The sequence below is a fragment of the Providencia sp. PROV175 genome, assembly GCF_032707045.1.
GTDB classification, from domain to species: domain Bacteria; phylum Pseudomonadota; class Gammaproteobacteria; order Enterobacterales; family Enterobacteriaceae; genus Providencia; species Providencia hangzhouensis.
Genome location: NZ_CP120533.1, coordinates 2541076 through 2563313, shown reverse-complemented (window position 1 = coordinate 2563313; position 22238 = coordinate 2541076). Strand labels below are relative to the sequence as shown.

General features: G+C 36.4%; 16 protein-coding genes and 1 pseudogene. 12 read left to right on the top strand and 5 right to left on the bottom strand.

Annotated features, from left to right (window positions below; translation table 11 throughout):
* Positions 1–721 precede the first annotated feature (721 nt).
* Both P3L44_RS11460 and P3L44_RS11455 read left to right on the top strand, forming a co-directional pair.
* A pseudogene (locus P3L44_RS11460) lies at positions 722–1168 on the top strand (tyrosine-type recombinase/integrase); the annotation flags it as partial.
* A 245-nt stretch (positions 1169–1413) separates the two neighbouring features.
* Positions 1414–2748 (top strand): hypothetical protein, encoded by a 1335-nt coding sequence (locus tag P3L44_RS11455; protein ID WP_272662772.1) that lies wholly within the window; start codon positions 1414–1416, stop codon positions 2746–2748.
* A 138-nt stretch (positions 2749–2886) separates the two neighbouring features.
* On the opposite strand, the gene P3L44_RS11450 is transcribed toward P3L44_RS11455, so the two are convergent.
* The 3 genes from P3L44_RS11450 to P3L44_RS11440 all read right to left on the bottom strand — a co-directional run bounded on the left by P3L44_RS11450 (position 2887) and on the right by P3L44_RS11440 (position 6005).
* On the bottom strand, positions 2887–4551 hold the full coding sequence (locus P3L44_RS11450) for a hypothetical protein (RefSeq protein WP_272662771.1): 1665 nt from the start codon (positions 4549–4551) through the stop codon (positions 2887–2889).
* Between the two features lie 181 nt (positions 4552–4732).
* A complete protein-coding gene (locus P3L44_RS11445) occupies positions 4733–5527 on the bottom strand; it encodes a DNA translocase FtsK (protein WP_272662770.1) in 795 nt (264 codons plus the stop codon).
* Between the two features lie 61 nt (positions 5528–5588).
* Positions 5589–6005 carry a hypothetical protein gene (locus P3L44_RS11440; protein ID WP_070929666.1) on the bottom strand — a complete coding sequence of 139 codons (417 nt, stop codon included), beginning with the start codon at positions 6003–6005 and terminating at the stop codon, positions 5589–5591.
* 137 nt (positions 6006–6142) lie between these two features.
* On the opposite strand from P3L44_RS11440, the gene P3L44_RS11435 reads away from it, so the two are divergent.
* The 3 genes from P3L44_RS11435 to P3L44_RS11425 all read left to right on the top strand — a co-directional run bounded on the left by P3L44_RS11435 (position 6143) and on the right by P3L44_RS11425 (position 7195).
* Positions 6143–6427, top strand: coding sequence for a transcriptional regulator (locus P3L44_RS11435; RefSeq protein WP_272662769.1), 285 nt, complete (start codon positions 6143–6145; stop codon positions 6425–6427).
* Positions 6428–6526: 99 nt separating this feature from the next.
* Positions 6527–6868, top strand: a complete 342-nt coding sequence (locus P3L44_RS11430; RefSeq protein WP_048608177.1) for a hypothetical protein — start codon at positions 6527–6529, stop codon at positions 6866–6868.
* Positions 6869–6883: 15 nt separating this feature from the next.
* On the top strand, positions 6884–7195 hold the full coding sequence (locus P3L44_RS11425; RefSeq protein WP_272662768.1) for a hypothetical protein: 312 nt from the start codon (positions 6884–6886) through the stop codon (positions 7193–7195).
* A gap of 231 nt (positions 7196–7426) precedes the next feature.
* Here the strand turns inward: P3L44_RS11425 and P3L44_RS11420 are convergent, their stop codons facing one another.
* A complete protein-coding gene (locus P3L44_RS11420; RefSeq protein WP_272662767.1) occupies positions 7427–9685 on the bottom strand; it encodes an autotransporter outer membrane beta-barrel domain-containing protein in 2259 nt (752 codons plus the stop codon).
* A 641-nt stretch (positions 9686–10326) separates the two neighbouring features.
* Between P3L44_RS11420 and P3L44_RS11415 the strand changes: the two genes are divergently transcribed.
* Positions 10327–10761, top strand: a complete 435-nt coding sequence (locus P3L44_RS11415; protein ID WP_048608175.1) for a DUF2787 family protein — start codon at positions 10327–10329, stop codon at positions 10759–10761.
* A gap of 70 nt (positions 10762–10831) precedes the next feature.
* Positions 10832–11353, top strand: coding sequence for a hypothetical protein (locus P3L44_RS11410; protein WP_187710317.1), 522 nt, complete (start codon positions 10832–10834; stop codon positions 11351–11353).
* A 69-nt stretch (positions 11354–11422) separates the two neighbouring features.
* Here the strand turns inward: P3L44_RS11410 and P3L44_RS11405 are convergent, their stop codons facing one another.
* On the bottom strand, positions 11423–11917 hold the full coding sequence (locus tag P3L44_RS11405; RefSeq protein ID WP_140171330.1) for a hypothetical protein: 495 nt from the start codon (positions 11915–11917) through the stop codon (positions 11423–11425).
* A gap of 262 nt (positions 11918–12179) precedes the next feature.
* Between P3L44_RS11405 and P3L44_RS22130 the strand changes: the two genes are divergently transcribed.
* The 5 genes from P3L44_RS22130 (at position 12180) to P3L44_RS11385 (ending at position 21966) form a co-directional block, all read left to right on the top strand.
* On the top strand, positions 12180–12371 hold the full coding sequence (locus P3L44_RS22130; RefSeq protein ID WP_048607098.1) for a helix-turn-helix transcriptional regulator: 192 nt from the start codon (positions 12180–12182) through the stop codon (positions 12369–12371).
* 95 nt (positions 12372–12466) lie between these two features.
* Positions 12467–13537 (top strand): hypothetical protein, encoded by a 1071-nt coding sequence (locus P3L44_RS11400; protein WP_272662763.1) that lies wholly within the window; start codon positions 12467–12469, stop codon positions 13535–13537.
* A gap of 368 nt (positions 13538–13905) precedes the next feature.
* Entirely contained in the window at positions 13906–15408 is a 1503-nt protein-coding gene (locus tag P3L44_RS11395) for a hypothetical protein (protein WP_259465991.1), read from the top strand.
* Positions 15409–15788: 380 nt separating this feature from the next.
* A protein-coding gene (locus P3L44_RS11390) for an IS5 family transposase (RefSeq protein WP_272662762.1) occupies positions 15789–16594 on the top strand; the annotation gives its coding sequence in 2 pieces (ribosomal slippage) (positions 15789–16139 and positions 16142–16594; 804 coding nt in all).
* Between the two features lie 254 nt (positions 16595–16848).
* Complete coding sequence (locus P3L44_RS11385) at positions 16849–21966, top strand: hypothetical protein (RefSeq protein WP_272662761.1); 5118 nt, start codon at positions 16849–16851, stop codon at positions 21964–21966.
* Positions 21967–22238 lie beyond the last annotated feature (272 nt).

Sequence of the window (22238 nt, the reverse complement as noted above, 5' to 3'; positions counted from 1 at the left end):
GGCTTCTTATCATTACATCAATAGCCTTACTTATCTAAGTATTTATACCTTCATAGCCGAGACACTATAGGGTTCTATCTGCTTAAATTTTTTGTTACGGGCTCTTCTAGCTTACTTTATATCTAGTAAGAGAGTTACTGCAGAGTAGTAAACAAGTACGGATATGTGTCGTTTTTACCATAATGTTTTATTTTAAGATATGACTTAGGGCGGTCATTAGTCTGATATTTTTTAACTTGGCTTTGTTAGCCTGTAAATTCAAATTGTTATGAAAGTAAGCTAGATTCTATTTATTTAGAAAGAGAAGGAGAACCAATAGTGAGTTTTTATGATATAACAGGAGGGAAAACAGCATAGTATTATATTTATAAATTAAATATTATGCTGTTTTTTGATTAATGATACTTTTTAGTTGGGTGCAAATCTAAAATATAGGCTTACACATTAAGCACTAACTTAGGGTGTATTTATTTGATTTTTATTGATTTAATTTTGTGTTATTGATTTTGTACTCAGCGGTGTACTCATTTAGAACAAGGTGTCTGATAAAATAGCGTATTATTGTTAAAATTAAACAATTCCATACAATAAATTTACTTCGCAATGACTATTATAAAGTGGCATAAAGTTATATTTTCCTTTTTTGATAATATGCTAAAGAGCGTTATAGGTAAAGTTAACTTGATTAGCTTGCTATCTATTGATACGGATATTACCAGTCAATGCTTTTCGTCTGACGCTTTGGACAAGCTGCCGAACTGGTGAAGTGTGCGCAATGGCTTGGGATGATGTGGATCTTGAAAAAGGAACTATTCATTTGAAAGAAACCAAGACAGGAATTGAACGATATGTGCAATTACCCGAGCAAGCAGTCACCTACTTGAAATCAATGCGCATGAACTCCGATAAATATCTTTTCCCATCTCAAGTAACCAAGTTGCCGATTCAACAAAAATATCTAACAGAATGTGCGTGACGTTTACGCAAAGAAGGCAAGATGCTAGATATCCCTGATTGGTCACCTCATGATTTACGTCGAACAGTACGTACTGGGTTGGCTAAATTAGGTTGCCCTAATGAAGTGGGGGAGGCGATACTTGGGCATTCACGTAGTGGTATCGAAGGAACGTATGATTTATGTGGTTATGAGAGTGAATGCAAGGTGTGATTGCAGAGGTGGGCGGATCATATGGGGGGATTACCGGAGTACCCATTTAAATACAAGTGCTAAGTATAATTCTATTGATCCTACCTGTATTAAGTGGACACGTTTAAAACGTACAACTAAACATATAACTATAATAATAAGACAGTGAAAATAAGAACGTTAATTTAGGTTATGGTTAAAAGCACCTTGTTCCTTTATCCTACATAAAGGAATAATTGTTGGTTATTGATAGGAAGGGAAATTTGATGGGTAAGAAAAGATACAAATCTAAATATGATGTAGTTGAAACATTAAAGCAACAAATATTTCCGTTAGAATATGAGGAGTTAATACAGGATTTGTATGATAAAGCTTGTAGGGGGTCTAGTCAGCTTTGGGATAAAATCACAAATGTCGATGATTTAATTCATGATTTGCAGTTAAAAAAAGATTTCTATGCTTCAGCTAATAAAGGCATGAACGAAGCACAAGATTGTATTATTTCCATTATTCAAGGTAGTGATAAGATTGATTACCCACAAGAGCTTTTGCTCCGAGGGATTGCTGACGCAATTGCTTGGCAGTTATTAGGTCAACAACTATGTTATGGAAGAAGATTTTTTAAGGCTGTAAAGCAGCCTGATCTATATAATTGCAATTTTGATTCTGTTGTTTTTGCTGTGAAAGAGCTGCGTAAAGATAAACCTGATTTAGTACCATTAATATCAGATCTAACATCATTCATTCAAGTTGGCGATTTATTAATGTTTGAGCCTGAGAAAGGTATCAGGTTATGTGAAGTTAAAGAAGGAGAAATGAATTCTAAAATAGGAGAATTCATGAACTTTTATATTAGCTCACGTTGCGACAGATCTTTATTTTACTTCACTAAAAAAGAAGGTACTAACGCTCTGAAGCAGCTTCAAAGAATGTTTAGACAAGCAAGTAGAATGTCACATGTTTCTAAAGTTCTTTCAACAGGTATAGGTGTAGATCCAGATACTCAAGATAAAATATATATACCAGAACAATTCTTTGAGATAACCACATGGGATGATCGGCTTGAAAGCGCATTAGAAAAATCAGATGAAGAAAGTTACGTTATTGATGTAATAGATAATTGTTTATTTTTGGGGATCTACTCATCCGAGCATATGCGGAAGGGGGGGCATATAGCATTTAATCTTTGGTTTGACGGTTGCGGTGGCTCATCAGATTGTCCTAGGGTTAGTTTATTAGATTGTATGAAAATACCACTTGCTTTACCTATATTTAGTCGTTGCATACCGGACAAATATAAATTTGATATTTTATTTGGCCGAAAGCATGTCTGTATGGGGATATCTATTGATGGACTAATCAACGAGTGTAGAAAAGAAGGATTACAGGTAAGATTTGCAACTAAAAAAGAAAGGGGACGTCTAGATAATACAAGTAACAAGCCTTTTAAATATAAAGGAGAAGTAATTTTCATTGGTAATGCTAAAGCAGAGTTTGCAATAATGGATGGTTTTTTTTTAAGGGTATTATTTCATGGTCAGAGAGCAGTTTCATTAATTAAAGTGATGCTAGATTCAGCTGAAGAGGCTAATATTATTTAGTTATCGATTGTAAATTTAAATTGTTAGGGTTAAGTTTAAAAAATATAAATAAATCGTTATATGAAATAGCGTTTTATTTAATGACCGACTAAACGGTCATTTTTTTATTTTTTGTAATGAAAAATGAATTTATTGGTGCTATTCATTAGGGGATTTGAATTGCTCAAAATCAACACCAAAGTGATTTTTAAATATTAGGCTGTATGATTGATACAATTCATCATATGAGTATTTACCATTAATCTCTTTAATGAAATCAATCTTGAAATCACCGTCATTATTTATCCATTGGCGAGTTAAATTTGAGATAATATTCATTAGAGTAAAACTATCTTTCATTTTTTCTAAATTATTCTCATTGATATTGTCTATTGATGCAGCATAAACATCTAAATCTTTTTGATTTATAAATGGTGCTTTGTATTTTTCTGTTAATTTTCTATATTCATCATTTACATTTTTTCCTGCACTACAAGCTCCAGTCCAACAAAAAAATTCAGGGCTATTTAGCTTATCCTGACTAAATGTAATGAATTTTGAAAATAAAAATCTAACTTGGTAAAATTCATCTTTAAAAGAATAATCAATTTCCTCATCTATTATTTCAGATATTTTTTTATTCTCATTCTTCCAGTTAATTATTTTGTTGAGGAAAAAGTTAGGTTTTGGATAGCATAGATTCTCGCATAGTAGTGAGGTTATTCTATCATATTCATCTTTCGAATAATCTTTAATACTTATATTTTCATTTGAATTAATGAGATTTTTTACTTCATTACATAAATCATAAAATCTAATACCAGGGATAGCATCAAAAAAAAACGAATCATCATGCTCTATTTCTAATGGAAATGCGGTGGAGGGGTTAATTGCTAGGTCACATACAATCAAAAAAATGGCTATGATTGAATCACCGAAATCTTCTGGGAAGTCATGCTCAATTATTTTTAGATAAAGCTCAAATGCATCTCCATATATTCCAGATAGCAAATCTTTATCTTTAAAATATTCTATATTGAATAAGTTTTTATTTGAAAAATATAATAATTGAAGCTGAAGAAATCTAGCTTGACCTTCATAAATTTGCTTTACCCCTAAAGGAGGGATTACTTTATTATTTTCTTTAAATGCATTGAATTCAACATAAGGGGATCCTTGTTGGCTGGATATTAGTTTTTTTAAACTTTCAATCTTATTATTAATTTTAAATTTATCTTTATCATCGAAAAAATAAGATAGCTGGTCTAGTAAGTTTATATAAGTATACGCTGTTGCATGACCGTAACTTAAATAGAATTCTTCATGCATTTCCTGAGTTATTATTTTTGGATTTATTACTAGATTTTTATAATGAAGCATGTCATAGAAATTATTGAAAACATTATTCAAATTAATGAATAATTCATCTGTTGGGGTGTTGGTCTTCACATTATTATAATAATATTGCTTTAATGATTTTATTGGACCGATCTCTTTTAAAACTATTTTAAGGGATTGTTCGATAGCTGTGTACTGAAAGGGCATTATCAGGCTTAAAATGAACCCTGATGTTGAACCTATATGTTGTCGCCAATGTATTGTTTCATGAAAATAAGTCGAATATGCACGTAATGTATCTACATCTATGTTTGAAAAACTAAGATTTCCTGTTTCTAAATTTTCTAGTTTATCATGAATAAAATAAGCTAACCTTATAGTAAAATCCTCTGTATTATAAGTTCCTAATGCATTATTATAAGTGTTGCTCTCTTCGTTGGTCGAATAATTTTTATAAATATCATTTGATTCCAATAAATTATCCATTTCAGTTCCTTTCTTTTATATCATTAATACATTAATGGTATTTCATGTTTATATATTATACAACATAAAATCTTCTTTTCATTGGGAAGAGTCTTACGGTATTCTTGTTCGATTAAGATATCCCACTGGCTGGATATTCTAGTATGTCCATATTTGTAAAAATATTACACTTATATAATAACTAATGACTCTTCCAATAAATCAAATACCGTAAATAATCCCCACCATCCTCTTGCAGCCCATGTACAAACGGTTTCATGCTTCTATGGGGTAAATCAGGCCACTCGCCAATCCCTCTTGGCTGATGAATATTTTCCTCACATAGGCTTTCCCATCCTGCTTCATTTGGCACCCATAAACCTTGCCATTCTTCTTGCGCTATTCGAGGCAGCTTCCAGCAGGGTTGATAACTAATGCGCCCATGCTGCCGTAGTACATCCAATGGGGTTTCAGGACGAAGTGTGGCAAGAAAACGGTAAGAACTGGCGTTGTTGCGAAGAGTATCCTGATAAATGTCATCGCTGTGCGTATCAATTAGGTATTCAAACGGTGAAACAGATTTCAAGATATTGGCTGTACCGCCCTCAATCTCGATTTCTTCGACCCAGACCACAATACGCTGCCAGACGATAGCTTGAATTAAGCAACGGTATTCTAGGGATTGCGTATCTAGTGGTGAATCAATGAATAACGGTGTCTGTGCTGTCTCAATAGGTGCTGCAAAGGCTGATGCATCAAAAGATTGGTAGTGAGTTGGGTATCCCTGCACTTCACGATAATCATACTGATTCAAAGGCGTAACCACACCCAAATATTCAAGTTGATAAATAATGCGCTCAGCACGGTGAAATCCTATCCGAAAATGGCGCTGTAAACGTCTCGGTGAGGCTCTGTTAATGAGAATGACATAATCAATAGCTTTAACTGTCAATGGGTCATAGCTGCTGTCTAGCGTGTTGTGGTGAGATAACTGCATAGTGCCTCTGAGTCAGTGACGAAAATACAGTTATTAAAATAACAAAAGGTATTAAAAGATACTAATCTAATTCTTCCTGTTTCATTGTGAGTGCATTTTTTAATAACGCTTTTCTTTTCTCAACTGACAGTGATTTGTAGATTTCAAGTAAAAGGTTAAGATCTGCACTTTCAGAAGATAGTGTGTTTTGCTTGATGAGCTCTTTTTCATCCGTGTTTAGGATCACCTTAAATGCATCAATATGATAGAGGTCGCCGCGCTTATTAGGGTTTTTCTTGCGAAAGTGGGGATGAAGAGCTGTGATTGACTCTAGACGGACTCTAACGCCTTTCGCGGTGGTAGGGATATCCATCTCTTTATATTCAGGGTAACGTGTTGGATCGTCAGCTTTTTCTTTTCCTATAGCAGCTAGCTCCCCACTGGTAAACCAGAGCTTGGGCGCATTATCCATTTCAGTTAATTGTTTTTTATCAGTCATGATTTTTATAAATCCCATATATATCAAAAGGATAAAATAACCGCACTAGAAAGATGTTAAAATCATAAAGATATCTATTGATAATTCCCTTTAATTGGTTTTTAATAGACGAGGAATTAAACAGTGGAGTTATTACTATGTCTAACCCTGTAGCATCTCAAAAAAAGCCCCGAAAAGGAAGCGTTGCGGATTGGCACCGTGCGGATATTGTGGCGGCTTTGCATAAAAAAGGGGTCACACTAGCGCAATTATCTCGTGAGCATGGTCTTTCTTCTCGGACGTTAAATAATGCGCTAGAGCGAGCGTACCCAAGAGCTGAACAGATCATTGCGGATGTGATTGGCACGGCTCCTGAAACAATATGGCCGAGTCGTTACATCAACAAGCCACCCTCTAATAATCATGGACGGTCATTGAAATAGCCTAAATATTTACCCTTGCCTATCGGTAAGGCATTGCACCCATTCTGGCGCCAACATCATGGAAAAAAAAACTTAATTCATTTAATTGAAGGAACAGTCATGTCTATCAAAAATAAATTGCAAAAAATCCGAGAAGAAAACGAAGTAAAAGGATTAAATGATCCGGCTTTATTTAAACAGCGTTTGCTCAACGGTGGCTTTGGATTAGCTAAAACCTTTTGGCTATTTTGGTTTTTACCGATTTTATTCTTAAATATCGTTGAATTTTTTATTACTAAAAAGGTGACATTGAATAAAGTGGAAGCATTGATTCTCATTTGGGATGTTTGCTGTTTTTACTTTATCGTGAAAATACCGAATCGCCGTGCTTGGTATTACGTGGCGTTGGTTGTGATTGCACTCGATATATTAGCAGGAATAACCGTGAATTTTCTGCTATAAGGTGACAATGTAAAAATGAAACTTAGCCAATGGATGAAATCAAGCATATTAACTGCGATGGTTGGTTTAACGGGATGCAATGAGAGTACCGTTAATTGTAATAGTGATGGTGCAAAAGCATTAGCGTTACAAGTGGTCAATCAACATGTCGGTTGGGCAATGTATGAGCAGCTTGAGAATGTGCGAACGCAACGTCAAAATACACAACGAGGCGTTTATCTCTGTGCTGCCGAAGCAACGGGAGAAGCAGGCTCTGTCACGGTAATTTATTCCGTGCAGCTCACGGATGATAAAAAAAGTTTTGTTGTTACGTTACTCAACGGTTAATTACTATGCCAGCCTATTATTAGGTTGGCATTTTACCATTTGACGTTTCTATTATTTCATTCACTTTCCACATCAATATTCCCCCGCCATAAAAAAATCATCAACGTTGTTTAATCACGCCAAAGGGAACAATTGAGATAAAAAGTCATCTAAAGACTGATTTTTAATATCGCATGGTGGAAGTGGTTTAAATAAGCCCTCAAACTGATAGTCGAGGGCTAAGTGAAAAGGTTAGAAACTGTATCTTATCCCCACAGTGCCACTGTACGGTGTTTCAAGCTTGTTGCCTTTGGCATAATTAAATTCACCATACATGTCCAGATCTTTAACAATGTTTGTATTCATACCAATACCATATTTCCCCGTTAAGCCAGACATATCATTGGTAAAGCGTTCGGTATTATTGATAGTGACATCATTATTTTTGATAAACTCTTGGCTTGCCGCCAGACGAATATAAGGTTTTGCATTACCGCCATTAGGTAGTGTAAATTCTTTACCCAATGTTGTACCTATCTCAGCTTTTAAAGAGCGGGTTGCATTCGCATTAACATGAAGATCATTATCAAACGTGTAGTGTGTTTTTTGTCCTTGGAATCCAGCGAGTTGAACATAAGGTTCAATTTGGTACGTATTGATATTAATATGTTTCCCTCCTTCAAGAGAGAATCCAATTCCATTGGTCGCATCATTGGCTTTCGATGTACCTTGATTGAAGCGTGCATTATTCTCACTAAAGAATCGATTTCCTTTGAGTACGCCATCGACGTAGTAGCCGCTATTGTGTAACCATGTCGCATAGAGGCCTAAACTGTAACTTTTGACTTGTCCGTCGCTGCTTGCTGCATCAAGAGATGAGTAGGAATAACCGAACTGACTGCCGAGGAACAGTTTTCCATTAGTTACATCAAGCTGTCGATCGCCGCCGAGGACAAACCCGTTCATGTCCTGTTTGTAGCTTGTCTGGTTATTATTAACGCGGTTACGGGCAGTTATGTATTTCAGCCACACACCATTTTGTTCAGAATCTGCGTGGAGTTCGCCTAGGCGGTTGCGTAAGACGGATAATTCGCTCGCCCAAATTGTTGGTGTGACGTTTGCGAGCATCATGGCATTGCTCGAAGATGCCGATAAATTGCCGCTGCGTTGGAGCCGCCAGTCATCGCCATCTTGGTAAAGCGAATAGTTGTAAGCGCCAATATCAGTATCACCAGAGAACGTATGAGCATCACTGCCTTTTGCTTCAATGAAACTTGAATCTAACGCCGATGTGTTTATTTCTTTACCTTGACTGTTAATATTGACATTAAAATGCCCGTCAATAGCGTCAGTCACTTGTAATGTGTCATGCTCTCCCGATGTGGCATCTATACGCAGAGTAATGTTGTTATTGTCACCTTCACCTTTCAGTTCTTTCACGGTAAGATGCCCCGCATTGAACTCTGGTGTGTTACGGCGATAAGAGGCTTGTGAAACAGACGCCCCCTCAAATTGAATATTGGCATCATACAACTCAATGATTTCCGCAGATACATCCCCTGAGACGGTCAATGTTCCTTGCTGATTAAAGACGTTGCTACCAGTGAGTGTGGCATTTTGAACTTTAGTTTCTCCTCCAACGGTCGTTATATTTTCAAGAATAGCGCCATTTTCAGCCCATAGGGTGCCGCCTTCATTGACGGCCACATCGGTTGCTTTTGTATCCTTATCAAGCGCCAGTATGCCATCTTTATTAATTGTTACACCATTAGCTGTAGTTATGCCTGCATTCGTCCTAAACTCGTTGTTATCGAGGTCGTTATCCACTGAAAGTTCTAGACGCCCTCCGGCATTGATAGTTGTATCCGTGACGATAGCTCCTTCTGACGCACTCAGAACGCCACCATTGTTAATATGGGTGTTCTTAGCTGAACTACCATTACCGATAACAGAAATATAGGCTTCATCGGTTTTTAACCCATCAACGGCATCATTAGAGCCTACTGTTGAATTAGTGATTGCGCCCCCGTTGTTAACTTCTAATACACCGTGATAATTGACTTTTGATTGGTCGGCTGTACCACCGTCGACCTTTTGGATCCCACCTGCATTGATGATGGTGCCCGTCGCCGTGCCATAAACCCATTCTGTCGCTGAATCATACCGACTTCCATCATCAAATGACGCCCCTGAACCGGTTGGATTTTTCTGTCCTGTTAAAACGGTATTATTTGATTCACCGTTTACTCGTAAATTGCCATTTTCCTTAACGGTCATATTTGACACTGTTTCCCCAGCCTCAACGGTGCAATTATCGGTCACTGTTGTGCCATTGACACAACGGCTATCATCGGCAAAGGCAGGTATTGAAGCCAGTGATGATAATGCTGAAAGTGCGATGATACCCGCTGTTTTCTTACCTTTTGCATGGGTTAGTTCAGAGACGGCAATCAACGCGTTTTGGACAGCGCTCCAGACAAGACGATAGTTTGTATTTAATTGTTTTTTCATAATGACATCTTTATTAATTGATGAAAAAAAATGGATAAGCGCCCGTTAAAATAGGCGGTTACATCGATTATTAGGTTCACTTGATAACCTTTTGTAGAACAAAATAACAAAAATTTTAATTAAAAAGGGCTACAACGTGTGAACCTATCAAACACAAGCTTACAAAATATGATCTGTTTTATCTATCAATATGATCAAAACGATTGTTAGAATCAATTACGCCTATCAATAATGATTTATCGATCGTTAAAAACGATCGGTCATGGGTTGCTGAGATTCTAATGTGAGTGAAAATTTAAGGGAGGCAGTCTAATTATTTGGGTATAACGCGAGGACAAGAGGTGATAGGGAGGGATCCTTTGGGTAAATGGCGTGATTCAGAATCAATAAATCTGATATACGGAAATTTTACGTTTTGGGCTAATGTAAACGTTGATAATGTCTTTATTTCAATAAAAATCACAGTACGCACATCCAAATAGCAATGATGGCTAAATACACGTAACTACCTGATTATAAATAATAAAATGCTTTACTTTGCTAGTGGTTATGGTAAAATATTAGCATGGCACTATACCCAAAATATGATTGGGTTTTGCTTAACAGTTTATTTTTACTTTTTTATTTAAAGGCAACTTTATATGACTATTCATCAGTCAGGGCTACGCTTGCCTATCGCACAAGTATTTAGCCAATTGTTATTACATGAACTGGATAATTCAGTGATTAACTCAGCGATTGATTTAACCACTGTTAGGGCGGTTACCTTAAATTTTCGAGACCCATTGTATAGTTCTGAAACAGGCGGTTTCCATCCTGTCGAAATACGCTTGTTACGGCTGCATGAGCAATGGCAGTTTGATTATGTGACAGATTTTTCATACATGGGGAGCTATTATCCTGAGCTTGAAAAGGAACTCGATATTTGTTGGTCGCAGGGTTATGTTTATCATTTTATGATGGGGGATATTGATGAAGAAGAGGGCGGAGCACTGTTTGAACTGTGGCAACGCAATTTTATTCAATACCACAAAATGAAATGTTATGAAGTCAGTATTCAGTGGGAAACCCACTAATTAAGTAAAAAATAATACCAGCGCTGGTGATTCCATTAAGTACAGTACAATCAATAGAAGGTTTGAGTTGATGTTGATACCGTCCAAGCAAGGGGATTTAGATTGCCTCTGTGGGATTTACAGTCTGGTGAATATGAGTACATGGTTCTATGGCGACCGCATTAAGCCCCGCCCGTTATTTAATTATCTTTTGCGTGAATACAGCGAATACTGGTCACTGTACAAGTGTTTAACCCAAGGTATTGATATTCCTGAAATGGATTACTTGATTAAGCGCCTAACCTCAAAATACCCATCACAAGCCTCTCTACACGTCACCACGCCATTTCGTTACAAAGATGGACTTACCACACAAAAAATACTGTCTACTTGTCAGGCGTTCTTAGACGCACATACAACGTCACGTCGGCTTATTCTTCTGGGTGATCAGTGGCATTGGTCGCTGGTGGAGCGTATGGATAGTGACTATCTCTATTTCTTTGATAGCCACCAGCAAGAGCGAGTAAGCCGCACCCGTTATGGATTACGAGGTAACAAGGTACGGCGGTTGTATAGTGAATCTATTTATTTTGTGGAGATATCTCCTCCATAAATTGATTTACTCTCAATCTAGACACTTAAAGCAATAAAGTGAGTAGAGGGATACAATATTGTTGTATGACTATTTTTGTGCCCGATGATTCAATTCTTCTAGGTATTCATAAAGTAACACTTCAGCTTTGTTTTGTTCTGTAAGGATACTGGTTAAATCAGCCAGTCCCCATCTAGGGGTATGTTGTTGAATTAGGGCTAAGCTATATTTGTTCATGACATGATCTGGCGTAGGTATCTGCTTTTTATTCAAGTAGTTGATGATTTTTTTGTTACTTAGGTTTTTAGCGCGTAAAGATGTCACCAACTGAAAAATTCCATAAAGTAGTTGCGATTTGGGTGTCTTGGGCGGTGGAAGAGGTGAGGGGCTATTATCATCGAATGAATTAAATAACTCGTTATAGGCAATCTCTATGCAGTAGCTAAGTGTTAAGCTCAAAGCATCACCGCTTTTAATATCACGATTATTAAATTTAGGATTGGTTTTTTTTAGTATCAATAATAGCTTTTTTAGTGAATCACTTCCAATGTAAGGGTATATTTGGTTTAGAATATCTTTATCCATTAGCATTATGAGTATCCTTAATATAAAAATCTGATTTTAGATCAAAAAATTCTCGATATTAGCTTGCAAGAGAGCTGGTAAACTATTTTCAATTATTTTCCCTATACTGCATAGAATAAATCATTAGTCAAATTTCTCCTCGTTTAATCCGCAATCGGTTGCGTCATAAACGTTGACCTTTTCCTTTCAATTGCGTGTCAGAACCCTCAAAAAACCATGGTTTAAGCTATTCCCATCGAAGCATGAAAGATGACGAGGGTATATGCATAAAGATCAACTACTCAAGATTAGCGATGTAGTGGAGCGCTGTAAGGTATCTAAAGCGACCATTTATCGCTGGGTGAAAGCAGGGGAATTTCCTGCGCAATGTCAACTCGTACCGTCTGGAAGAACCGCACGTTGGTTAGCTAGCGATCTTCATGATTGGTTGGAGAAAAGGAAGATTAATGAATGACTCTTTAAGCGTCTTATATGGACAAATGATGATGATATGGCATGACCATATACCAGTATCTGATTGATAATTTATATATTTATGGGGAAGTATCTATGAATAGTATGTCGGCAAAGCGGATTGATGATCTCACTTATTCCTGCGAAGTGGGTCGAAATGTAATGGGACAATTAATAAAAGCGAGATTTGATAAGTTATCTATTGTCTCTACCTGCGGGTCTAATATTTCGAAGTTGATAGATGAAAGAATTGAGAAAATAGACGGTACAGCTAAATATACTGTAGAACGTCGTTCTTCGACTGGCGATATGGGCAAGTACTACCGCTCAGAAGTGTTCATTCGAAGTAAGCGCAACCGTAACCAGTATTTGTTAATCAATTTTCATCCAACCGGAAAGGGGAAGAGGGGAGAATTTCGCTTTGAATTCAGTCCTCAACACTTTCGTAAAAAAGAGCTTAATGCTCTCTTTATGTGGTTAGGTAGCGAACCGTTATTAGGCGAATATTTATTTCAGCTCTTAAAATCAGCGTGGGTGACACGTATAGATTATGCACTTGATACTTATGGACTTAACATCGATGATTACTTTATCCACCTAAAGAGTGCAAGCAAAGGTAAGGTCAATAAGAATTCATCAGATGGTGGGGTTGGTATTAAATTGGGCAGTCGTAACTCTGAAATTTATGCTTCTGTCTATCCTAAATGCGATGTAGGAAAGGATATATCGGATGTTGTAGAGGAAGTTGATGAACTCGGTAATGTTTTGGTTGATGTAGAACAGTATCCGAAATTTTTACGCATTGAATTACGTTACCAGCCACAAAAACAAAAACTGTTATTACGTAAGATGAATAATATGCCTAATTTACTTGAAAAAGTGATCTTCATTGACACTAAGGTGACATCTGAACTAGCCGTGTTAGTTTCTGACTATAAAGTGCGGACATTACCAGAAATAAGGGCATACATTAAAGAGAAATACCCGAAAAAAGTAGTGAAGAAGCTTGATCGTTTGTTAAAAAAACATCATGTGGAGTTGATTGATCACCAAAAGGTGTGGGATCAGCTTTACATACTGAAATACGACCTTGCCATTCTTGGCAATGATGCTCTTTGGCAGAAGAATTTACGTGAAAAATGGGCTCTTAAACACGGTTATCAATAGCCTGTATCACGGGTAATGGTGTAGGGTCGCTGCGGCAGTATTGTGTGGCGACTCAACATAATAATATATGTATATATATATCAATGCTGGTTACCAGCATAACATCAAGTTTAGCAAGCATCATAAGCATAATGGCTATGAATAATAACGTATATATATAATGCCTATAGTGTGGGGATATTGGGATTAGCTATTTTCGTCTAGACCGCGAGTTGTTGGTCTTAACTGATCGCTTTGAGTAGCTGGCACGGGTATTTGACGCTTTCTCGGTTTTTCTAATTACCCACTAAAAAATGGGGTTAGGGATTAACCCCATTAAAAATGCATTTGCGTAATTCAATTTACTATTAACAACATGGTAAATTGAAATGACAGCATATATCACCAAAGATAACATTCTTGTTACAGAAGCTACAGTAGAAGCCTATAAAGCGATTGTTCTGAGCGTTCCCTTTGATAATACCGTCGATCAACGTCAAAAACCTCAATATTACAGTGAAATTGGCTTGTTCTTACAGCATATTATCTGTAGTGCGACGGTTAGCAAAAATACGAAGAAAAAAGCGAGGTTTAAAGGAAATAAAAAATGGACGTACTCTGTGCCATTTTCCGCTGAACTGGGGAAAGAGAAATTCCCTATGATTTTTAAGCAAAGTCGTGATTTAGGATTAGAGCGCGGTTTAGAGTGCTTAGAACAAGCTAATATTATTAAGATTATTCCACATAGCTTTGGGATCCATAAATGTCGTGAATTTGCTTTATCTAAAAGTGTCCTTAAAGCCTTATTTCCCGGTAAACGAAAGGATTATCTTAAACGCACCGATCGCTATACCTATTTGACGAATATTTTTGATAAGCGTAAGAAACCCGAAACACTGTATGAATTGATGTTAAAAAGCTATTATAATGTAAAGCCTCCTAAGCATAAAACATCGAAACGAGCCATCGAAAATGCCAATTTTAGACAGCGTATTATCGGTGTGTATCAACAACTCGAAGCATTACCGATCAACCTTGATAAACTACAAGAATATTGTAATGACCATCCTACTGCAAAAAATAAGAGCTTTTATTTTAATTTTATCTCTCATTTGATGGAGGTAGGTGTCAAGGTGATGAGTGAAACACCGCTAATCGTTGAGTATCGACAAGCGTATAAAACCGCCAAAGTGGGTAGCCGTTCTTTTGAGGTAGGTACAGGTTTTCAATATTTACCCAGCAAGATGAAATGGGCATGTTTAGCCAACGGGTACAATTATGATATTAAAGGCTGCCAGTTAGCTATCTTAGAGCAAGAATTCAAGAAATATGGGATTAGCACTGATTCACTATCTGTACTAGAAACTGACTTTATCAAAGATACGCTAGGTGTAGATGATAATCTCGTTAAAACTATCCGCTACGGTACTATATTTAATGCTGGCTCTGTTAGTTTGTCAGCGAAGGGAAGTATGGTGAAAAAGCTACGAAAGCTCTATTCCGACGATTATGTATCAGAAATACTGGAACATTGGAAATTAGAGACAACAGAGCTACGCGAAAGCATAAATCAACTCATTGACGAGTATCTAAAAATAGGAAAGAAAAATAGGCATGGGCTTTCTGTCGTGAATGCGGCTGGGCAGCCATTCAATACGACAAAGCGAAAAACAAAAAACGAGGAGTGGAAGGCGTGGCGTCGTGATGTGATGAGACGTAAGCTACTCGCCCACATGATTCAAGGACTAGAAAGCCGTGCAGTCTATGATTATGTAAGGTCGCACAACGGTGTCTGTGCACTAGAACACGATGGATTTGTGAGTTTGCATGAGCTGTCTGATGGTGATTGGAAACACGAGTATTTGGAGATTGTGTTGAAACATGGTTGTTAGTAGTGAATTAAAATTAATTTCTTGGAATTAGTTTGCGCTTTCTCTGTGGCACAGAATCATGCTTAATTAAGTGGCAGTTCTGTGCCAGAAGCGGAAGCGGCTAACAACATTCTGTATTGATTAACGGGGGTAGGTCAAAAGATGTGCGTGGCACGCTTTAGATTGACCTGCACAGGCAGAGTTCAGTTATAAATAGTGAATGAGCACATCGCTGACTTATTCAAAAATAAATACTATAAAAGTAACTTTTACTTCTATACTGATGGCGAGTGCCATTGATAACGTAACCGGCGCAGTTCTGTGAGAATAAAATAACATTAAGAACCTATCCCAAAAGGAATTGTCAGATAATACATAATGATAATTTCTGAGGGCGAAGCATGGTGGGCAACAAGTGGCAAATCAGTGATGAACTCTGGGAGAAAATGGCTCCTCTCATCCCGGAGCATAGAACTCAACACCCGCTGGGTACGCACCGCAAGCGGGTTGATAATCGCGCTGCAATGAACGCCATTTTCTTCGTACTCAGGACGGGTTGCCAGTGGAATGCGCTAAATGCCACCGGTATATGCTCGTCAAGCTCTGCTCATCGCCGATTTCAGGAGTGGCGGGATGCTGGCGTATTTGAACGCTTCTGGCAAAACGGGTTTCTTGCTTGCGAACAGTTGGACGCTATTGACTGGTCGTGGCTGTCGATGGAGTGTTGTATGACCAAATCACCGCTGGCAGGCTCAAAAAAACAGGCAGGAACCCAACAGACCGGGGGAAACGGGGCGTAAAGCGCAGTCTGATGACTGACGGGAACGGGCTTCCTCTTGCACTGGTTGTTGCCGGAGCAAATACGCACGACATAAAGCTGGTTGCGGATACGCTCGATGCCCTCCAGACGGGCAGACCGGGCAAGAGGCTCCGGTTATGCATGGACAAAGGGTATGAAGCGGAATGGTTGGGATCGTATCTGAAAAGTCGTCGCTATGAACCTCATATCCAGTCAAGGAAGGATGAATCAGAAGCCATCAAAAACACGGATTTTAAGGCTCACCGCTGGGTTGTAGAGAGAACACACAGTTGGGTGAATCGCTACCGTCGTGTCTTGACTCGTTGGGAGAAGAAGGTCGAGAATTATGAGGCGATGCTGCATTTTGCCTGCGGTATCATTGTCTGGAATAAAACCCTATTGGGATAGGTTCTAAGAGTTGGGGTGAATTTACAGCTAGATTCCATTTACTACTTGATAATGAGCAGGAAGACACTCAAGTGCCGTTATTTATTGAAGATATTTATATGGAAGCAAAAATATGGATTGAGCTTGAAAAAAATCATTATAAAAATGATAAAAGGAGAAAAAGCCTTTAACTTTTATAACATGTTTCAATTATCTTAATTAGCTATGATAATCATGAATTTATAGCGTTATATATTTATTGAAGGAAGATCAGAATGAGCGTGGACTCAAAAAAGCAAAGCAATCCGTTTTCAACAGGTGGAGGTGGTGTAAATTTTGAAACTAGAGTTCAAGCATCATTTGCTATCGCACTACTTACTCAATCTTGTGTTCCATGTTTGTCTCAAAATATGAGGCCTCAAGAACTAAAATTCCAAAATAAATATGATGGTTCGAATACTGATGATTTTGTTTTAGTCGCATCAGATAAATTGGGTAATAAAAGTAAATTATATGCTCAAATAAAACATGAAATAACAATAAGTGGATCGATTGGAAGTGATGAAAATAGTTCTATTTTTTCAGATGTTATAAAGAGTGCATGGGAAGATTTCCAGAAGGATTCTTTTGATAAAAAAAATGATGCGATTGTTTTAATCACAGGACCACTTCCTAAGCTGGATATAGCCAATATGCTTCCACTCTTAGAATGGGCTAGGTATTCATCAAGTGCATCAGACTTTATTAAAAAATCAAATACTAAAGGATTTACTAGTGCAGCAAAGCTAAAAAAGTTAGAGGCTTTAAGAAAGCAGTTAGATCATGCTAATGGTGGTCTGGCAATAACTGACGAACAGTTTTGGGAATTTCTTCGAGTTTTTTATCTAATTTCTTTTGATTTAGATGCTAAACATTCGGTAGTTGCCCACTTATTATGTTCACTTATTCAATGTCATTCTAATGAATCACCGGAACTTATATTATCTAAAGTCATTACGTGTGTTCAGGAATATAACCAGAATGCAGGAACACTAACGCTTGAAAATATTCCTCAAGAGGTTAGAGATTTATTTCAAGTTAATAGTAAAGTTAATTTTGAAATGGATTTTCTTAAACTCCAAGAGCGTGGACGTCACATTTATGATGGTATTTCAAACAAAATCCAAGGCTTTCATGTTAGTAGAGATGATTATTTACTAGAAATTTCAGAAGCTTTTGATACAAGTGATTTCGTATTTGTAACAGGATCGAGAGGTTCTGGAAAATCAGGCATAGTAAAAGATTTTATTTCAAGCAAAGGTAAGGATGTACCAGTTTTTTATCTGAGAGCTGAAGACTTAGACCGAACTCATCTTAATGATGTTTTCTCATCTATCGGTATGAGTTCAACCTTAGGTCAAATTGAAGGATATTTTTCTTTACTTCCTAAGAAAATTCTAGTTATTGAGTCTATTGAAAAAATTTTAGAACTTGACCATCAAGAAGCATTTATTGATTTACTTCAGTTTATCCGTCAACAGGAAGGATGGACCATCATTGCGACAGGACGTGATTACGCGTTTCAACTGCTTTGTTTTAACTTTTTGCAACAGAATCAGATCAATTTTACCAGTGTAAACATTGAAGGTTTTTCTGAAGCACAAGTACAACTAGTTTGTGAACATATTCCTGAGCTTAAAACATTAATATCAAATGATGCATTAGTAGATATTCTTCGGATACCATTTTTTATTGATATTGCTGTTCGTGCGATAAGTAACGGCGCACAATTTCAAACAGGTGATACTGAAATTGATTTTAGAAAGAATGTTTGGTCTTCAGTTATTGCTAAAGAGCAAGACCGAAAATCTGGTATGCCAATAAAACGTAGAAAAACATTTATTGAAATTGCTACACAGCGAGCAAAAAAAATGGTGTTTGGTATTGCAGCAGATCAATTTGATCCAGTAGTAATATCTAAACTTGAAGAGGATAACTTAATTTATCGAGATTCAAAAAATTCAACTATCAGCCTCCCCCATGATGTACTAGAGGATTGGGCATTAGAGGAATTTATTGAAGATAAATATAAACATAACATAGATAATTTGGATGAATTTTTATCTGCTATAGGTAATGAGCCTGCTATAAGTAGAGCTTTTAGATTGTGGTTATACCGTCGATTGCAATTTGATGAATCTACTTATGATTTTGTTGGTGATATATTAACCAATAATAATATTGAAAGTTTCTGGAAAGATGAAACTATTGCGGCAATTTTACAGCATAATTCTCCAAATATATTTTTACAGTCTATGAAAGATAATCTTCTTAATAATGATTGTGCTTTATTGATTCGTTTTTGTTTTATTTTGAGAATTACTTGTCAAAAACCAAATTCTCATTTTACTGATTCACTCTCATTAGATAAGAAATCTGGAATACTCCGGACGTTATTTTTAGTACCTTACGGTAAAGGGTGGGGAGCCCTATTTAATTTTATCTACGAGGTTAGAAATGAATTAAGTAAATCTATCCATAATCAAATTATTGAGTTAATTAATGAATGGTATGGTGTTATAAACATTAACGATGATCTTCCGACAGAATCTAGAATCGTTGGTTTAATAGCTCTTTGGTTATTAGAGCCTTTAAAGGATGATTACCAAAATAAAATTGGTAGAAAAAAAATCATTACTGTTTTACTTAAAGTCTCTCCATCAATAGAAGCAGAATTTGATCAGTTAATGGTACAAGATGTTTTTGTTTCTAAAGTTAATCCTAGAAGATTGAGTTATGTAGAACAATTAACAAGTTTAGCTTTAGTTGGAATACATGTACCAATGTTATGTAAGAACCGGCCTGATTTTATTATTAAGCTAGCAATGCATGAATGGTTACTACAAGAAAAAGAAAGTGATGAGTGGTCACGATACAACAGAATAGAGATAGATGAATCTTTTGGGCTCGATAAAGAAAGAGATTTCTCTCCATCTAGTGGTTTAAAAGGACCATTTATATATTTATTGAAATATCATCCTAGAAAAGGTTTAGATTTTATTCTTGAATTATGCAATCTAAGTGCAGAAACTTATGCTCAATCTGAATTTGCAAATCCTTCAGCAGAACATTTATATGTAGGTGAAGTGACAGTCAAACAAATTGAGTTAAAACTGAACGATGAAATGCTTATAAAACAGTATGCATCTCCTCACTTATGGAAAGGTTATCGAGGACAATCGACCTTACCTAATATACTACAGTGCGCTCTCATGGCTTTGGAAAATTGGTTGATAGGCTATGTTAGTAATTGTGGTGAGGAAAATCAAATTGAGTGGATTTATAATCATATATTAAAAAATAGTAACTCTGTAATGACTACTTCTGTTTTATCGTCAGTAGCTGTTGGATTTCCAGCTAAGATTGGAAAAGCAGCATTTCCAATCCTATACAATCCAGATGTGTACTCTTTAGATTTGGCTCGAATGATACAGGAAAGAGGCAAAAATACGCTTAATTGGTTTGGATATTTTCCAAATGATGTAATGAGTGAAGTCTATGCAGAGGAGAGAAAAGAAGCAGCTCTTAGACCTTGGAGAGGAGAGTCATTAGAGAACTTATTAATGAGACTACAATTAGACTCTGAGTTGCGAGAAGATGCATTAAAAATCATAGATCAGCTTAAAGTTGAAGCTTCTGGTAGGAATGAAAAAAATATTAGATATTTAGTCCATAGAGTAGATTCAAGAACTTGGGATGTTATTAATGATGAAGAAAATAATCGAATTGTGTTTAAAACTTCCTCTGAACTCCCTGAAGATTTAAAACAAGATCAGAAGCAGGTTACGGAAAAGCATAGTGCAAATAGTTCAATAATTAGTTTGAATTTATGGGCAAGTATATTATTTAAAGAAAAACAATTTAAGTCAGAGTATTTTGCTTCATATAAGGAGGGATTAGAAGCCGCAAAGCAATTATTAGTCGATCTTAAAAATCGAAAAATTCATGATTTTTCAGAAATGGCAGTTGAAACAATAACAACTGTGGTGGCTGTTTGCATTCGTGATGATATAGAAAGTTTAAGTAGTGAAAATATAGAGTGGTGCTTAAGTATAATTATGGAAGCAGTCTTTATGCATGCGGATATTACAGAAGGTTCATCTCAGTATGATCTAACAGATCATTACGGTTCAAGTGCATGCGCTTTTGTTTTGCCAAAGTTATTAGCATTACCTCTAGATGCAGAGCGAATAGATAATTTAAAACTTGCTTTAGCGACAGCTTTAACACATCCAAATGTTAATGTTTGTGCCTCGGCAGCCAAAGGTGTGAGAGAGTTTCTTTGGCCAATTGACAGTAAATTAGCATCTGATTGTCTAAGTGGAGTTGTTGAATATGCTAAGTTTAGAAAAGAGGAAACGGATAGTCATGCGCTTTATTATTTACAAGGAGAGAAATTAAACGTTGCCCTTGAAAATAAAAAAACTCAGATAGTAAATTTTCGTCTCAAATTAATTGCGGGAGATTTTAAATTTAGTGTCGATGATATTTCCTTGGAAAGCCATTCATCATGGTTTATTCATTTACCTATGTTAATGATTCCGCTTGGATCTACAGAGCTTCAACAAATTAATCTGATCAAAAAAATTGTAAATTTTGTTTTTGACTCTGAATACAAAAATTATAAGTCAAATGATGATGAAAATATAAATCATGATATCAAAAAGTATATTCAAGATACTTTTGTTGAACATGTTATCTATTCAAAGAATTACAATTTTATGCCTTATAAAGAGCTAATAATTTCTGGGTGTTTACGGGCACCAAGTTTTATTTATTCAGTGAAATTATCATTTGACGTTGCTGCAGGGAAAGATAATGATTTTGATGCTATATGGTCACTATGGAAAGTTATAGAGCCTGAATTACATAAGATCGCTCTAAATGATGTTAATGATCCTTATCAAGGCCTACAGAGTGACTTAAATAAATTGCTACGCGGAGAGCTTTATGCAGATACTTCATGGCAAGGGCATGAAAGTGATAGAAAATGTATGGAAAAAGGTGTTGAGCATTTACTTGGGTTTGCTAAGCAATCTGCAAATAACAGTCATGTTTTCATGGCTTTATCTTCGCTGATATATCATTTTTATGATTTGTTTTTTGACAAGGGTATTCAAATTCTAGCTGAAAAATTTACCAATGACTCTGCTCTGATAGCAAAGCAGGTTAACACTGCATTCTATTTAGAAATGTCTATAGCAAGATATTTGCAAGTAGAAAATCGAGGAATGTTGAGTCGTAGAATGTATAAGATTTGTCTTGTTCTCTTAGATGGTCTCGTAGAAACGGGTTCTGCACGAGCCTATTACCTTCGAGAACATCTGGTTCGTTCTAGGAAAATTACTGCTTAAAGTATGGTTCATATTTCTTTTATAGTGTGACACATTTGTGTCATGACATTAATAAAATATGCTTTAGTTACATTGGTTTCAATTGATAAATACACAGGCAAGCGATGTAAGTGATTGATTTATAAGTTTACATATTGATGTGTTTCGGACTCATAATCAGGAGATAATGCAACAAGCGTCTGCAAACCTATGTGCTTTAAGAGAGCTCGACCAAATTTCCACCATTCAGCAAAGGGGGGAGGCTGTTTTTTTCGCACCAGACAGTTCAGGAA

Coding starts and splice junctions, on each gene's coding strand:
- P3L44_RS11455 (WP_272662772.1), top strand. CDS start 1,414: ATGGGTAAGAAAAGATACAAATCTAAATATGATGTAGTTGAAACATTA.
- P3L44_RS11450 (WP_272662771.1), bottom strand. CDS start 4,551: ATGGATAATTTATTGGAATCAAATGATATTTATAAAAATTATTCGACC.
- P3L44_RS11445 (WP_272662770.1), bottom strand. CDS start 5,527: ATGCAGTTATCTCACCACAACACGCTAGACAGCAGCTATGACCCATTG.
- P3L44_RS11440 (WP_070929666.1), bottom strand. CDS start 6,005: ATGACTGATAAAAAACAATTAACTGAAATGGATAATGCGCCCAAGCTC.
- P3L44_RS11435 (WP_272662769.1), top strand. CDS start 6,143: ATGTCTAACCCTGTAGCATCTCAAAAAAAGCCCCGAAAAGGAAGCGTT.
- P3L44_RS11430 (WP_048608177.1), top strand. CDS start 6,527: ATGTCTATCAAAAATAAATTGCAAAAAATCCGAGAAGAAAACGAAGTA.
- P3L44_RS11425 (WP_272662768.1), top strand. CDS start 6,884: ATGAAACTTAGCCAATGGATGAAATCAAGCATATTAACTGCGATGGTT.
- P3L44_RS11420 (WP_272662767.1), bottom strand. CDS start 9,685: ATGAAAAAACAATTAAATACAAACTATCGTCTTGTCTGGAGCGCTGTC.
- P3L44_RS11415 (WP_048608175.1), top strand. CDS start 10,327: ATGACTATTCATCAGTCAGGGCTACGCTTGCCTATCGCACAAGTATTT.
- P3L44_RS11410 (WP_187710317.1), top strand. CDS start 10,832: ATGTTGATACCGTCCAAGCAAGGGGATTTAGATTGCCTCTGTGGGATT.
- P3L44_RS11405 (WP_140171330.1), bottom strand. CDS start 11,917: ATGGATAAAGATATTCTAAACCAAATATACCCTTACATTGGAAGTGAT.
- P3L44_RS22130 (WP_048607098.1), top strand. CDS start 12,180: ATGCATAAAGATCAACTACTCAAGATTAGCGATGTAGTGGAGCGCTGT.
- P3L44_RS11400 (WP_272662763.1), top strand. CDS start 12,467: ATGAATAGTATGTCGGCAAAGCGGATTGATGATCTCACTTATTCCTGC.
- P3L44_RS11395 (WP_259465991.1), top strand. CDS start 13,906: ATGACAGCATATATCACCAAAGATAACATTCTTGTTACAGAAGCTACA.
- P3L44_RS11385 (WP_272662761.1), top strand. CDS start 16,849: ATGAGCGTGGACTCAAAAAAGCAAAGCAATCCGTTTTCAACAGGTGGA.